Source organism: Pseudomonas sp. H2_A10 (genome assembly GCF_054680085.1).
This window is the reverse complement of sequence record NZ_CP162821.1, coordinates 4,613,760-4,627,546: the sequence shown is the minus strand read 5'-3', so window position 1 is coordinate 4,627,546 and position 13,787 is coordinate 4,613,760. Positions and strand designations below refer to the sequence as shown.

12 protein-coding genes are annotated in these 13,787 nt (G+C 61.3%); 6 read left to right on the top strand and 6 right to left on the bottom strand.

Annotated elements, in window-relative coordinates; translation table 11 throughout:
* Positions 1-135 precede the first annotated feature (135 nt).
* The 5 genes from AB4O23_RS21430 to AB4O23_RS21410 all read right to left on the bottom strand — a co-directional run bounded on the left by AB4O23_RS21430 (position 136) and on the right by AB4O23_RS21410 (position 5,724).
* Entirely contained in the window at positions 136-573 is a 438-nt protein-coding gene (locus AB4O23_RS21430) for an Lrp/AsnC family transcriptional regulator (RefSeq protein WP_017528328.1), read from the bottom strand.
* A 22-nt stretch (positions 574-595) separates the two neighbouring features.
* On the bottom strand, positions 596-1,975 hold the full coding sequence (thrC, locus tag AB4O23_RS21425) for a threonine synthase (protein WP_065877834.1): 1,380 nt from the start codon (positions 1,973-1,975) through the stop codon (positions 596-598).
* A 17-nt stretch (positions 1,976-1,992) separates the two neighbouring features.
* Complete coding sequence (locus AB4O23_RS21420; protein ID WP_460060471.1) at positions 1,993-2,835, bottom strand: LysR substrate-binding domain-containing protein; 843 nt, start codon at positions 2,833-2,835, stop codon at positions 1,993-1,995.
* 103 nt (positions 2,836-2,938) lie between these two features.
* Positions 2,939-4,369: an amino acid permease gene (locus AB4O23_RS21415; RefSeq protein WP_017528331.1), complete on the bottom strand. Its 1,431-nt coding sequence runs from the start codon at positions 4,367-4,369 to the stop codon at positions 2,939-2,941.
* A 116-nt stretch (positions 4,370-4,485) separates the two neighbouring features.
* Entirely contained in the window at positions 4,486-5,724 is a 1,239-nt protein-coding gene (locus AB4O23_RS21410; protein WP_017528332.1) for a cystathionine gamma-synthase family protein, read from the bottom strand.
* A 286-nt stretch (positions 5,725-6,010) separates the two neighbouring features.
* On the opposite strand from AB4O23_RS21410, the gene AB4O23_RS21405 reads away from it, so the two are divergent.
* Entirely contained in the window at positions 6,011-6,154 is a 144-nt protein-coding gene (locus AB4O23_RS21405; RefSeq protein WP_017528333.1) for a hypothetical protein, read from the top strand.
* Positions 6,155-6,242: 88 nt separating this feature from the next.
* Positions 6,243-7,022: a FadR/GntR family transcriptional regulator gene (locus tag AB4O23_RS21400; protein ID WP_017528334.1), complete on the top strand. Its 780-nt coding sequence runs from the start codon at positions 6,243-6,245 to the stop codon at positions 7,020-7,022.
* 113 nt (positions 7,023-7,135) lie between these two features.
* Here AB4O23_RS21400 and AB4O23_RS21395 read toward each other — a convergent pair whose 3' ends face one another.
* Complete coding sequence (locus AB4O23_RS21395; RefSeq protein WP_017528335.1) at positions 7,136-7,861, bottom strand: oligogalacturonate-specific porin KdgM family protein; 726 nt, start codon at positions 7,859-7,861, stop codon at positions 7,136-7,138.
* A 358-nt stretch (positions 7,862-8,219) separates the two neighbouring features.
* On the opposite strand from AB4O23_RS21395, the gene AB4O23_RS21390 reads away from it, so the two are divergent.
* From AB4O23_RS21390 to AB4O23_RS21375, 4 genes are all read left to right on the top strand, one after another.
* Positions 8,220-9,374, top strand: a complete 1,155-nt coding sequence (locus tag AB4O23_RS21390) for a mandelate racemase family protein (protein WP_026067292.1) — start codon at positions 8,220-8,222, stop codon at positions 9,372-9,374.
* A 72-nt stretch (positions 9,375-9,446) separates the two neighbouring features.
* Complete coding sequence (locus AB4O23_RS21385; protein ID WP_068932191.1) at positions 9,447-11,057, top strand: ABC transporter substrate-binding protein; 1,611 nt, start codon at positions 9,447-9,449, stop codon at positions 11,055-11,057.
* Positions 11,058-11,102: 45 nt separating this feature from the next.
* On the top strand, positions 11,103-12,116 hold the full coding sequence (locus AB4O23_RS21380) for an ABC transporter permease (protein ID WP_460064021.1): 1,014 nt from the start codon (positions 11,103-11,105) through the stop codon (positions 12,114-12,116).
* Positions 12,117-12,162: 46 nt separating this feature from the next.
* Positions 12,163-13,767 carry an ABC transporter substrate-binding protein gene (locus tag AB4O23_RS21375; RefSeq protein WP_065877838.1) on the top strand — a complete coding sequence of 535 codons (1,605 nt, stop codon included), beginning with the start codon at positions 12,163-12,165 and terminating at the stop codon, positions 13,765-13,767.
* Positions 13,768-13,787: the final 20 nt, after the last annotated feature.

Here is a 13,787-nt window from a genome sequence, read left to right as displayed (position 1 = left end):
CTAGGTTAAGGGCGCTACCAGGGCAGTGAAATATGCCGATTTGCTCTATTTTATGGGCGTTTTGACCAAGGAGCGGCGCATACGCCGGGCATAAAAAAAGCCAACGCAGGTTGGCTTTTTTATCGCAGCGACGGCTCAGACCACAGACGATAAGACGAAGGACGTCACGGTGTTTTCCACGCCCGCCAGCGCCGAGATCTGGGTCCACACCTGGTGCACCCGCTGCGGGCTCGTTGCGCCGACGCGCAGCATCAGGTCGAACTCACCGCTCATCACGTCGCACTGGATGACTTCGGGTATTGCGCGCAGTGCCTGCAATACATCCTCGCCGCGCATACGGTCATAGCGATAGACGAAGATCACCGCATTGATCTGCGCGGCGGCTTGTCGCCCGTCGCCGGTGAGCACCGTATAGCCCAGGATGGCGCCGTCACGTTCCAAACGTTCGATACGCTGGCGCACAGCGTTGCGCGACAGGTTGACCTTGGCCGCCAGCTCCGCGTGGGCGGCCCGGGCGTTGAGCCTAAGCTCGGCGATGATGCGTTCATCGAGAGGGTCCAGAATGCGCTTCATTGAGCCTCCAGTGACAGCGCCCTCACAGCGCGTCGAGCTGTTGAAGGAGCAGGGCGATATTGTCGGGCCTGATCCGCTGATGCGCCGGGCCGTTGTGCTGCGCGCTGCGGCACGCCGGGCGCGGCACACTGATCCCCAGTTCGTCGAGCAGCGCCGCCGATTTGACCGGCGAGATTTCCCCCAGCGTGACCATGGGCGCCACCAGGCTGCGCCGGTACAGGCGGGCGGCAATCACGCCGGTGGCGGTGTGGGGGTCGACAATGTAGCCGGTGTCACGGTGCAGCGCGATTATTTCGTTCAGGGTTTCCTCATCGCTGACCGCATAGGAGTCAATGATCACTCGCGCCCGCAGCCAGCAGTCATTGGCGATGGTCATTTCGCCGCTGGACTCCAGCCCGTCCATCAACGCGCGCACCGCGTCGGCGTCGTGTTCGTATACCTCCCAGAGAAAACGCTCCAGGTTGGAGAAGGTCGAGAGGTCCATGGCCGGTGACAAGGTCTTGTTGGCGCGCAGCCTGGAATAATGGTTCTTCAAAAACAACTGATGCAGGGCGTCGTTGGTATTGGTGGCGACGATCAGTTGGGTGATGGGCAAGCCCATCTTCTGGGCGATATAGCCGGCATAGACTTCAGCGAAACTCGCCGCCGGCACGCTGAAGCCGATCGGCCGCTGGCCGCCGCCCAGTTGCAGGACCGCGTGGAAATACACCACCAGTTGTGCCAGCACGTTGACCCAGTTGCTGGAGTTGAAGCTGATCGCCGCGTACGGCGCGCACGGCCACTGTTTGAACAACCCGCTCACAATGCCCTGGCACTCATCGAAGCTACCGTCGACAGCGAACAGATGCACATTGGGCTGCGCCACCGCCAACAGCGCCTGCAACTGATGCGGGGGCACGCCGCGCTCGGGATAGAGCGCCACCACGTGGGCCTCGGCACTGTGTTTGAACGCTTCGATGGCGGCCAGGCCGGTGTCGCCATTGGTGGCGCCGAGCAGCACTGCGCGTCGACCCCGCTGCTGCAGAAAATGCTGCACCAACTGCGCCTGCAGTTGCGCGGCAAAATCCTTCGAGGAACAGGTAGGGCCGTGGAACAGCTCCAGCACCCATTCATTGCGGTCGACCTGATGCAACGGCGCTACGGCACGGTGCTGGAACCGACTGCTGGCTGCGTTGAGCAGGCGCTTGAGGTCTGTTTCAGCAATCGCCGCCCCCACAAACGGTCGGATGATCCGATACGCCAGTTCGGCGTAGGGCAGGGTTGACCAGTTAGCGATGTCCTGGGGCGCGAACAACGGCAGCGCCAAAGGGACGAATAACCCGCCGTCATCGGCGATGCCGGATAATACAACCTGTTCGAAGTCGGCCTGCACGGCCGTGTTTCGGGTACTCACGTAGCGCATGGTTTGGCTCCGGCCACTTATTTATAACGGTGTGCCTGCTCGACCAGCCAGGTGGAAAACATCACGGCGTCGGGATGCTCGTCGGCGCCGGAACCGCGTACCAGGTAAAACGATTCGCTGGCTTCGATGCGCTGGTCGAAGGGTTCAACCAGGCGCCCGTCGTGGAGCATTTCGTCGACCATTGAAGAGCGGGCCAATGCAATGCCTTGCCCTAATTCCGCCATACGCAATGTCGAGATCAGCGTATCGAACTGCAGGCCGCGCGATGAGTCGACCGCGTCGGCGCCGACCATCTTCAGCCAGTAGCCCCAACCCTCTTCGTACCCCAGCACATGCAATAGCGTGTGCTGGGCCACGTCGCTTGCCGCCTTGAGGGGCGAGCGCGTCATCAGGGCCGGCGAGCAGACCGGAAACAGGGTATCCCAGGTCAGGCGCTGGGACACCAGGCCGGGCCATTGGCCATGGCCCCAGCGAATCTCCATATCGTCTTCGCCATCGAGTTCCTTGACCCAGATATTACTGATGTAGCGGATATCGACGTGCGGGTGCAACTGACGGAAGTCCACCAGCTTGGGCGCCAACCAGTGCACGAAAAACGCCAGGCTGCCGCGCACCTTGATGGGGCGGCGTTTGTGCTGACCAAAAATCTCGCTGGTACCCACCGCCAATCGCGTGATCGCATCCTGCACCACCGGCAGATAAGCCTGGCCTTCTTCGGTCAGGCCCAGCCCGCGAGGCAGGCGTTTGAACAGCGCCACCCCCAGATGGCTTTCCAGTTGGCGGATCTGTTGGCTGACCGCGCCCTGGGTCAAGCACAGTTCGTCGGCGGCGTGGGTGAAGTTCAAGCAGCGGGCGGACACCTCGAAGGCCCGCAGCCAGTTCAAGGGGGGAGCGGCTTTTGCTTCATGGTCTGGACCTCATTGACGCTGCACTGAGCACGCTGACCCACGGCGTCGAACGAGCCTAGAACGCATCGGACGGTTGCACTGTGGAGGCGAGCGACAAGCGTCGCTCGCGGCTGTTGCGGGTAATGTAATACACGAAGTAGCACCAGGCGATGAAGGGCACGCCAAAGTACAGCGCGACCCGCTGTTCCGGGTCAAAAGCGATCCCCACACAGGCCAGGCTGCAGCAGGCCAGCGCGCCCAGCGGCACCCACGGGTAACCCCGGACGCGGAACTTCAGCGCGCGCACATCGCCGCCGTTGGCCACATAGTGCCGGCGAAAGGCAATTTGGCTGGCGGCGATGCTCATCCACACCACCACCACCGCCAGCCCGGAAATCGATACCAGTGCCAGGTAAACGGTGTCGGCGGCGAACACACTGCTGAGCAGGGACGCGCCGCCGCCGATCATGCTCAGGATAATGGCATTCAACGGCGTACCCATGCGGGTCAGCTGCGAGAACTGCTTGGGCAGGTGACCCTGGTCGCTCAAGGTCCAGAGCATCCGTGAGGCGGCGTAAAGCCCGGAGTTGGCCGCCGACAACAGCGCGGTAATGATCACAAAGTTCATGATGTCGGCCGAGTAGGGGATACCGATGTAGGTGAACACCGTTACGAAGGGGCTTTCCACCAAACCGGCCTGTTCGCGTGGCAGCAGGGTGGCCAGCACAAAGATGGTGCCGACAAAAAAGACCGCCAGGCGCAGCACGGTGGTGCGAATGGCTCGCGGCACATTGCGTTGAGGGTCTTTGGTTTCGCCGGCGGCGATGCCGATCAACTCGGTGCCCGAGAAGGCGAACGAGACCGCCAGCAAGGTCATCGCGATCGACATGAAACCGGTGGGGAACAAGCCTTCGCGAGTAAAGTTAGCCAAGCCGATGCTGTGCGCCTGGTCGATATTCAGCAGCCCGAGAATGGCCCCGCCGCCGATGGCCAGGAACACCACCACCGTCACCACTTTGATGAGCGACAACCAGAATTCGGTCTCGGCAAACAGACGGACCGAGACCACGTTGGTAAGGAACACCGTGCCGGCGAACAGCGCACTCCAGATCCATACGGGCGTGTCCGGAAACCAGCGTGTCATCAAGATACCGGCAGCGGTGAACTCCGAACCAATGGCCACGGTCCATGTCAGCCAGTACAGCCAGGCCACGGTGTAGCCGGTGCCGGGGCCGAGAAAGCGCGTGGCGTAAGTGCTGAACGAGCCGGTTTCAGGCATCTGCACCGCCAGCTCACCCAGGCACATCATGACCATGTAGACCATCAGTGCGCCGATGATGTAGGCGATGACCGCCCCTAAGGGGCCGGCCTGGTTGACGGTATAGCCGGACGTCAGGAACAGCCCGGTGCCGATCACGCCGCCCAGGGCCAGCATGACAATGTGGCGGGTCTGCATTTCCTGTTTGAAACCGGCGCGCGCGTTGAGTTTTTGTTCTTTTATGGACATGGTTGTTCTCATGAAAGTTGTTAGGGCAGGTCGGAACCTCGCCACTTGGTTTTATTATTATTCCTCTTCATGAAACGCCCCACAGACGGCCCTGTCGTGGGGTTTGAGACTTGCGTTCAGGCAGGCTGGTGGCTTGTTTCCTCGCGCAGGCAGCGCACAAACGCGAACGCCTGTTTCAGGTCGTCGAGCAAGTCGTCGGTGTCCTCGATCCCCACCGAAACACGCACCAGCCCTTCGGAAATACCCAGCGCCAGGCGTTCTTCAAGCGTGTTTTCCACGTGGCTGGTGGTGCGGGCCGGGCCGTAGATGGTTTCGACCGCACCGAGGTTGCCGGCGCAGTGAGCAAATCGCAGGCGCGGCAGCAGCACCTTGACCGTGTCCATGCCGCCAATCAGCACAAAACTGACGATGGCGCCAAAACCGCCCATTTGCGCGCAGGCCACTGCGTGGTTCGGGTGGCTGGGCAAGCCGGGGTAATTGACGGACGCGACCAAGGGTTCAGTGCACAGAAACTCCGCCAGGGCATGGGCGCTGCGTTGTTGTTGGCGCATGCGCAGCACCAGGGTTTTCATGCCGCGGATGATCATGTAGGCCGAGAACGGGTCGAGCGTCGCGCCATTGATTTCGCGGTAATGCCGAACCTTGCTCATCAGCGCTTGAGCGCCGCAGACCAGGCCGCCCAATACGTCGCCGTGGCCACTGAGGAATTTGGTCGCGCTGTGGATGACCACATCCACCCCCAGCGCCAGCGGGTTCTGATTCAGCGGTGTGGCGAACGTGTTGTCGGCCACCACCAGGGCGCCGACGCGCTTGGCCGCTGCCACCAGGCGCTGGATATCGAGGATTTTGAGGGTCGGGTTGGTCGGCGTTTCCAGGTACAGCACCTGACAGCCTCGGGCGATTTCGCGTTCGATGGCCTCGTGGTCGAACGTTTCGCACAAGGTGACCTCCACGCCCATGCGCGGCAGGAATTCTTCGAAAATCTTGTTGGTGCCGCCATAACTGTCCTTGGTGGACACCACGCGATCGCCGTGGGCCAGGAAGGTGTAAAGCACGCTGCTGATGGCCGCCATGCCGCTGCTGAACGCGACGGCGGACTCGGCCATTTCCAGCTCGCTGATTTTGGCTTCGAGGGTTTCGACCGTCGGGTTGCTCATTCGGCTATAGATGAAGCCTGGAGCCTTGCCCAGCGCCACGTCATACCAGACGTCGATATCGTCGTAACCGTAAGCCGCGCTGACCACGATGGGGGTTTGGGTGGCGTTGTAGGGGTGCCTGACTTGCTCTCCACCCCAGACCGCTCGGGTCCCGGCGCCCGCATTATCAAGCCCTGCGCTGTCAGGTTTTTTGTTCATTGAGACTACTCGCACTGAAGAGGCGTGAACGTTGGTTCGTTCACTGGATAGTGCGGCTCAATATAGGGACTGGCTGTGCGCCCGAGAAACGATGTTATCGGTGCCAAAGGGCAGCTTTTTTTAATGGGTAATACGGCTTGCCACCGGTTTTGCGTTGCCCGCCGCAACCACTTGTCAGGCCCTGAGCGGTTTTGTTGAACGTATGGGTCGGTCGGGCGGCCTGATAAATCAAGGGGCTGAGCCACTGCTTGGCTCGTTCATAAAACCCGTCAGCAGGTGACCCGTCATGAACAGATTCTGCCTGGTAATGTGCAGCATGTTGATGCTTCAGGGCTGTTTCGACAGCGCCGATAACACCACCAAGAACAACACCGATGGCAGCAAATCGTCGGTGCAAATGCAGGAGGGCAAGGCTCAAGAGAGCAAGTAACCGGGGTGTCCATCACGCGCGTCTACGTTGTCGTACAACCAATGCGCTATGATGCGCCTTCCTTCGTAAACCGAGACTTGTGTTCTTGATGGACAACCCGAACGTCCAGCCCACGGTTCGCCGCCGACACCGAAGCCTGGCCGAAGAGCTGGTCACCGAACTTTCCCGACGCATCTGCGCCGGTGAGCTGGCGCGTGGCACAAAGCTGCCGACCGAATCGCAAGTGATGGCCGAGCACGGCGTGAGCCGCACCGTGGTGCGTGAGGCCATCTCGCGTCTTCAAGCTGCGGGCCTGGTCGAAACCCGGCATGGCGTCGGCACGTTTGTGAAGGATGTGCCCAGCCCCAGTGGGTTCCGGATCGACCCAGAGACCATCGTGACCTTGCAGGATGTGCTGGCGGTGCTTGAGTTGCGCATCAGTCTGGAAGTGGAGGCGGCGGGGCTGGCGTGTGTGGGGCGTACCGATGAGCAGTTGCGGGTGATGCGCGACTCGTTGGATGCGCTTAACTCGCGAGCGGTGAGTGCCGATTATGCGGTATCGGCGGACTTCCAGTTTCACCAGCAGATCGCGCTGGCCACCGGCAATCGCTACTTCACCGATATCATGCTGCACCTGGGGGTCAACATCCTGCCGCGTACGCGCCTGCACTCCAAACGCTTGGCCAACGACAACAAGGAGCCCTACCTGGAGCGCTTGAGTCGTGAGCATGAGGATATCTACAAAGCCATCCTGCGGCGCGATGCCGACGCCGCTCGTGCCGCGATGCGCCTGCACCTGTCCAACAGCCGCGAGCGTATGCGCCGTGCCTACGAAGCGGCTGCCGCGCAGTTGTCGCACGGCCCGGCCGTAGTAACCGCGCGGCCCTGAGCCGGCAGCCCGGCCCAACGGAGGCAGGCTGCTCGTGGCGCTTTACTGCTGGTTGACTGCGTGCCACTTGCCTGGCGAGCGATGCGCACAAGCAAGGCAAGTGGCGCGGGGCATTACATGAAGTTGTACTGCACACCCAGGCGCCAGCGTGCCTGGCGGTCTTCAGAGGTGGCGTTGACCTTCACGTCGCCGATCTCCATGAACGGTGCCCATTCCTTGGTCAGTTTGTATTTGACGATCAGGTTCTGTTCGTAGTCGTTCTTCTTGTTGTCGTAGCGAATGTAGTCCGTCTTGAAATAGATGAACTGGTATTCGTACGCCCATTTGCTCGCCGGCGTATAGCCGAGCCAGCCCTCAAAGCGGTGGGTGGTCTGGTCATCCTTGATGTGGTCGGGCAGGTCTTCGTCGACCTGGTCGCGATCGAGTTTTTTGGTATCCAGCCGGTAGCGCGTCGCCGCGTAGAAAGCATCGTTGATCTTGTAGTTGTACTTGAGGCCGAGCTTGTAGGTGGTCGAGTCCTTCGAGCTGTCCATCTGGAATGCCGGGGTCAACGTCGACTGCGGGCTGAGCTTGTAGTTGTAGCTGACGGTGAACTCGTGACCGTTGTTGACCAGGTTGTCATAGGCGACGTCTTCGCGGTCCCCGGCGGTGCGGTATTTCATTTCCGCTTCAAAACCCAGGCCACTGTCCAGGCGGTAATTGAGCTTGATTCGATCAGCGTGGGCGCTGTCTTCCTCGGTGAACTGGTGGCGGTAGTTGATGCTGGCAGAGTCAGCGCTGACATAGAGCGGCAGGCTGAGGGCCAGGGCAGTGACGAGCGTGCGTAGGGTGGTGTTCATACGGTCTTCTTTTTTGTTTTTGTTAGGGTCGTTTGAGGATGCTGCGGCAGTACGTTGTTGCGTATGGATCTCATCTATGCTGCCGATATACGTTATCGTACGACAAGACGACTCGTCTACGGGTTATCGGTGGTTTTGAAACATCTTGAAATATATGTGCCCAGTGAATAGGGCTTTACAGCCAATCCTGTTATTCTTTGGTTGTCTTTAAAAATCGGGCTTATGTGGGGTTTTGCCGAGAAAACCGCAGAAATGGAGGCGGATTATTGGGTCTTTTCAAGTGTTGTACGATGACCTATGATCGGTCGCAACAGACGACATTCCTGTCTCAAATCCAATAAGAAGGCTTAAGACGTCCATGAGAATCACAGCAGTCAACGTCCAGGTGTTTTCCTACCCGACCCGCCGCGCAGTGGACAGCGCCGGCCATGCTCACCCCGGTGATGTCTCCCAGGCGCAGATGGCGCTGCTGCGTATCCAGACCGAAGATGGCCAGGAGGGTTATGCCTTTGGCGCCCCCGAGTTGATCCGCCCCTATGTGCTGGACGGCTTTGTGCGCAAAGTGCTGGTGGGCCAAAACGCGTTTGACCGCGAGAAGATCTGGCACGACCTGGCGCATTGGCAGCGCGGCAGCGCCAGCCAGTTGACTGACCGCGCGCTGGCCCTGGTTGAGCAGGCGCTGTGGGATTGGGCGGGGCGCACACTGGGCGTGCCGGTGCACAAGTTGATCGGCGGGTTCCGCGATAAGGTGCCGGCTTATGGCTCGACCATGTGCGGCGATGAGTTGCCCGGCGGCCTGGCGACCCCCGACGACTACGGCCGGTTCGCCGAAACCCTGGTGCAGCGCGGTTACAAGGCCATCAAATTGCACACGTGGATGCCGCCGGTGTCTTTTGCGCCAAGCCCGCGCATCGATGTCGCAGCCTGTGCGGCCGTGCGCGAAGCTGTCGGGCCGGACATTGCATTGATGCTCGATGGTTACCACTGGTACAGCCGCACCGAGGCGCTGTACATCGGGCGCGAGTTGGAGAAGCTCGACTTTGCCTGGTTCGAAGAGCCGATGATGGAAGAGTCCGCCGAGTCCTATGCCTGGCTCGCGGGGCAGTTGGATATACCAGTGCTGGGCCCGGAAACCCTGTCCGGCAAGCACCTGAGCCGCGCCAGCTGGGTCAAGCACGATGTCTGCGATATCTTGCGTGCCGGCGTGGCGGGCGTCGGCGGTATTGCACCGTGCCTGAAGGTGGCGCATTTGGCTGAGTCGTTTGGCATGGACTGCGAGATCCATGGCAACGGCGCCGCCAACCTGGCGGTGGTCGGCGCCATCAAGAACTGCACCTGGTACGAACGCGGCCTGCTGCACCCGTACCTGGACTACGACGACGTTCCGGCCTACCTCAAGCGCCTGGTGGACCCGATGGACAATGACGGTTTTGTGCACCTGTCCGACTTGCCGGGCCTGGGTGAAGACATCGACTTCAACTACATCGAGACCAACACGCTTAAGAGCTTCTGACGTATACACGGCCCGTTCGGCATAAGCCGGGCTGGCCGAGAGCCCTATAAATATAAAAAAGGCACTCTTGTTATGACTATTTTCCCTTCGCTGTGGGCGCGGGTATTCGTCGCCGCCCTGGCCGTGACCGCGGTACCCCAGAGCTTTGCCAAAACCCCGGCTGATCAACTGATTGTCGGCATGAGCATGATCAACCTGTTGTCCCTGGACCCGGCGGCCGCCACCGGCCTGGACGTGTCGGAGATCAACGCCAACCTCTATGACATGCTGCTGGTGCAGGACGTCGCCCAGCCTGACCGCCTGGTGCCGGCGCTGGCCGAACGCTGGCAGGTCAGTGATGACCGCAAGACCCTGACCTTCAATTTACGCGACGGGGTGAGGTTCCAGTCCGGCAACACCCTGAGCGCCGAAGACGTGGCCTGGTCGCTGCATCGCGTGCTCAAACTCAACCTGGCCCTGGCGTCGACCTGGAAGGCCTACGGCTTCACCGCCGAAAACGTCGAACGCTATATGCGCGCCACCGATGCCGCGACCTTCGTGATAGAGCTGCCACGGCCGACCGATCCGCTGCTGGTGCTCAACACCCTGGCGACCTCGCCCAGTGCGTTTATCCTCGACCGCGAAAAAGTCCTCGAACACCAGAAAAACAACGACATGGGCGCCGCCTGGCTGGTGACGCATGCGGCCGGCAGTGGCGCGTTCGTGCTCAATGACTGGCGCGCCAACGATGTCATCCTGATGAGCCGTTTCGACGGTTACTGGGGTGGCCCGGCCAAGCTCAAGCGCATCGTCATGCGCAACATGACCGAGTCGCAGTCGTTGCGCCTGATGATCGAGCGCGGCGACCTGGACATCGCCAAAGGCATGTCCGCGCCGGACATCGAAGCCCTGCAAAAAAGCGACAAGGTGCGCACCCAGACCCTGCAACGCGGCACGCTGTATTACGTGGCGCTGAGCGTAAAGCAGCCGATGTTCGCCGATGCGCGCGTGCGCAAGGCCGTGCGTTCGCTGATCGATTACCAGGGCATCAACCAGACGGTCATGCCGCATTACGGCGTGATCAACCAACGGCCGATGCCGCTCGGGTTGGCCGCGCGCCTGCCCGACCCCGGCTATACGCTCAATGTCGAGCAGGCCAAGGCCTGGCTGGCCGAAGCCGGCTACCCGAACGGCTTCAAGACCACCATCCGCGTGCTGGCCGAGCCGCCATTCATCAACATTGCCTCCAACCTGCAGTCGACCCTGGCCCAGGCCGGTATCCAGGCCAGCATCATTACCGGCACCGGCAACCAGATCTATGGCGCGATGCGTGAGCGCAGCTTCGACATCATTGTCGGACGCGGCGGTGGCGGCGCAGAGCGGCATCCGCATTCCAGCCTGCGCACCCTGGTGTACAACCCGGATAACCGCGATGAAGCCAAGCTCACCAACTTTCAGGGCTGGCGTACTTCTTTTTACAGCGCTGAACTCAATCAACTGATCGAGCGCGCGGAAGTCGAGCCCGACGCCGGCAAGCAACTGGCCCAGTACCGGGATATCCAGGCGCAAGTCGATCAGCAGGTGGGGGCTATTTTGCCCGTCTCGCAAATGACCGACACCGTGGTGGTATACACCGACGTAGCCGACTTCCAGGGCCACACCGCTGCGACCACGCGCTACAAAGACGTCTACAAAAAGCGCTGATCGATTAATCAGGAGCTCACTATGTTTGTTATGACTGCCTCTGTCATGGGCGCTCGCGCTTCCAACACCCTGCGGCGCGCCAGCACCGTGCTGGTGACCTTGCTCGGCCTGCTGGCGCTGACTTTCATCATCGGCCGCGTCATGCCGCTGGACCCGGTGCTGGCCGTGGTCGGGCCCGACGCGGACGCGTCCACCTACGACCAGGTGTACCGCTCAATGGGCCTGGACAAACCGATCTGGATCCAGTTCGGGCTTTACCTCAACGACCTGCTCCACGGTGACTTCGGCAATGCGCTGTTGACCGGCCACCCGGTGCTTGACGACATCCTGCGCGTGTTCCCGGCGACCATCGAGTTGGCCACCCTGGCGATCCTGTTCGGCGTACTTATCGGCTTGCCACTGGGCGTGTGCGCGGCCAGTAACCAAGGCCGCCTCGGCGATCACGTCGCACGGGTGATCACGTTGTTCGGCTACTCCACACCGATTTTCTGGCTGGGCATGATGGGCCTGCTGGTGTTCTACGCCTGGCTGGGGTGGGCCGGTGGAGCGGGGCGCATCGACCTGGCTTATGACGGCATGGTGCCCGAGGTCACCGGCCTGCTGCTGATCGACACCAGCCTGGCGCGCGACTGGGACGCCTTCGCGAGCGCCTTGCGTCATATCGTGTTGCCGGCGCTGATCCTGGGCTTGAACTCGGTGGCGTACATCAGCCGCATGACCCGCAGCTTCATGCTGGAGCAACTGTCCCAGGAGTACATCATCACCGCGCGGGTCAAGGGTTTGTCCCGTCGCCAAGTGGTGTGGGGGCATGCGTTTCGCAACATCCTCGTGCAGTTGCTGACGGTGGTGGCGCTGGCCTACGGCTCGTTGCTGGAGGGCGCGGTGTTGATCGAAACGGTGTTTGCCTGGCCGGGGTTCGGCCAGTACCTGACCAGCAGCCTGATGCTGGGTGACATGAATGCGGTGATGGGCTGCGTGCTGGTGATCGGCCTGATTTTCGTCGCACTCAACCTGATCAGCGATGCCTTGTACAAGGTATTCGACCCGCGCACCCGTTAACCCAAAACGCGGCACGGATAAAACCAATAAAAACAAGGAATTTTCCATGACATTTTCGACACTGCACCTTGGCCTGTTCGCGGCCGTTCTCGCCCTCGGGCCGATGACAATGGCCCACGCCAAAACCCCGGCCGATCAACTGATCGTCGGCATGAGCATGGTCAACCTGTTTTCCATCGACCCCGCCAACGCGCCTGGCCTGGATGCGTCCGGCGTCAACGCCAACCTCTACGACACGCTGATCAAGCGTGACCAGGGCAACCCGGAAAAACACCTGCCACAACTGGCCGAGCGCTGGGACATCAGCGAGGACGGCAAGCAGGTGACCTTCCACCTGCGCCAGGACGTTAAGTTCCATTCGGGCAACCCGCTGACCGCCGAGGACGTGGCGTGGTCGCTGTACCGCGTGATGAAACTCAACTTCGGCCTGGCCACCACCTGGAAGGCCTATGGCTACAACCTCGACAACATTCAATCGCTGATTCGCGCCACCGATGCCCATACCCTGGTGGTCGACCTGCCGCAGACCATGGACCCGCTGCTGCTGGTGGATTCCCTGGCGATCTCGCCCAGCGCCGTGGTGGTGGACCGCAAGACCGCCCTGGCCCATGAAAAGAACGGCGATCTGGGCGCCGGTTGGCTGGTGACCAACGAAGCGGGCAGCGGCCCGTTCGTGCTCAGCAAATGGAGCGCCAACGACTCGCTGTTGCTGACCCGTTTCGACGGTTACTGGGGCGGCGCGGCCAAGCTCAAGCGCGTGGTGGTGCGGCACATGACCGAATCGCAGTCGCTGCGCCTGATGCTTGAACGTGGCGATCTCGACCTGGCCTATGGCATGGCCGCGCCGGACATTCGCGCCATCGACGGCTCGGACAAGATCCAGGTGCAGTCATTGCCACGGGGCACCATGTATTACGTGGCGATGAGCATGAAGCAAGCCGAGTTTGCCAAGCCCCAGGTGCGTGAAGCGGTGCGCAACCTGATCGACTACAAGGGCCTGGATGAACAGGTGATGCCGTACTACGGCAAGCTCAATCAGCAACCGATGCAGTTGGGGCTGGAGGCGCGCTTGCCGGACCCGGGTTATCACATGGACGTGACCAAGGCGAAAAAGCTGCTTGCCGAGGCGGGCTATCCCAACGGTTTCACCACCACCATTCGCACCTTGTCGGAGCCGCCGTTCATTGATATCGCGGCGCGCCTGCAAGCGACCCTGGCTGAAGGCGGGATCAAGGCCAGCATCGTCACCGGCACCGGCAACCAGGTGTACGGCGCGATGCGTGCGCGCAATTTCGAAATCATCGTGGCGCGGGGCGCCGAGCGTTATCCGCACCCGTATTTCAGCCTGCGCACCTTCGCCTACAACCCCAACAACAGCGACGATGCCGGCTTGCCGAACTTCCAGGGCTGGCGCGCCTCGTTCTTCAACCCGCAGCTCAACAGCCTGATCGACCAGGCCGGGGTCACCCGCGACTCGGCGCAGCGCATCAGCCTGTACCACCAGGCGCAGCACCTCTACGACCAGCAGGTGGGGCCGATCCTGATGATCTCGCAGATGACCGACACCGTGGTCAGCGCGGCCGACGTCAAGGGTTTCAGCGGTGACGATGCCGAGGCCACCCGTTACCTGGGTGTCTACAAGCAGCGTTGAGTGCTTCCAGAATTCACACA

What these genes read in the sequence shown, in the direction of transcription:
- AB4O23_RS21430 (WP_017528328.1), bottom strand. Translation starts at nt 573, where the DNA reads ATGAAGCGCATTCTGGACCCTCTCGATGAACGCATCATCGCCGAGCTT.
- thrC (WP_065877834.1), bottom strand. Translation starts at nt 1,975, where the DNA reads ATGCGCTACGTGAGTACCCGAAACACGGCCGTGCAGGCCGACTTCGAA.
- AB4O23_RS21415 (WP_017528331.1), bottom strand. Translation starts at nt 4,369, where the DNA reads ATGTCCATAAAAGAACAAAAACTCAACGCGCGCGCCGGTTTCAAACAG.
- AB4O23_RS21410 (WP_017528332.1), bottom strand. Translation starts at nt 5,724, where the DNA reads ATGAACAAAAAACCTGACAGCGCAGGGCTTGATAATGCGGGCGCCGGG.
- AB4O23_RS21405 (WP_017528333.1), top strand. Translation starts at nt 6,011, where the DNA reads ATGAACAGATTCTGCCTGGTAATGTGCAGCATGTTGATGCTTCAGGGC.
- AB4O23_RS21400 (WP_017528334.1), top strand. Translation starts at nt 6,243, where the DNA reads ATGGACAACCCGAACGTCCAGCCCACGGTTCGCCGCCGACACCGAAGC.
- AB4O23_RS21395 (WP_017528335.1), bottom strand. Translation starts at nt 7,861, where the DNA reads ATGAACACCACCCTACGCACGCTCGTCACTGCCCTGGCCCTCAGCCTG.
- AB4O23_RS21390 (WP_026067292.1), top strand. Translation starts at nt 8,220, where the DNA reads ATGAGAATCACAGCAGTCAACGTCCAGGTGTTTTCCTACCCGACCCGC.
- AB4O23_RS21385 (WP_068932191.1), top strand. Translation starts at nt 9,447, where the DNA reads ATGACTATTTTCCCTTCGCTGTGGGCGCGGGTATTCGTCGCCGCCCTG.
- AB4O23_RS21380 (WP_460064021.1), top strand. Translation starts at nt 11,103, where the DNA reads ATGGGCGCTCGCGCTTCCAACACCCTGCGGCGCGCCAGCACCGTGCTG.
- AB4O23_RS21375 (WP_065877838.1), top strand. Translation starts at nt 12,163, where the DNA reads ATGACATTTTCGACACTGCACCTTGGCCTGTTCGCGGCCGTTCTCGCC.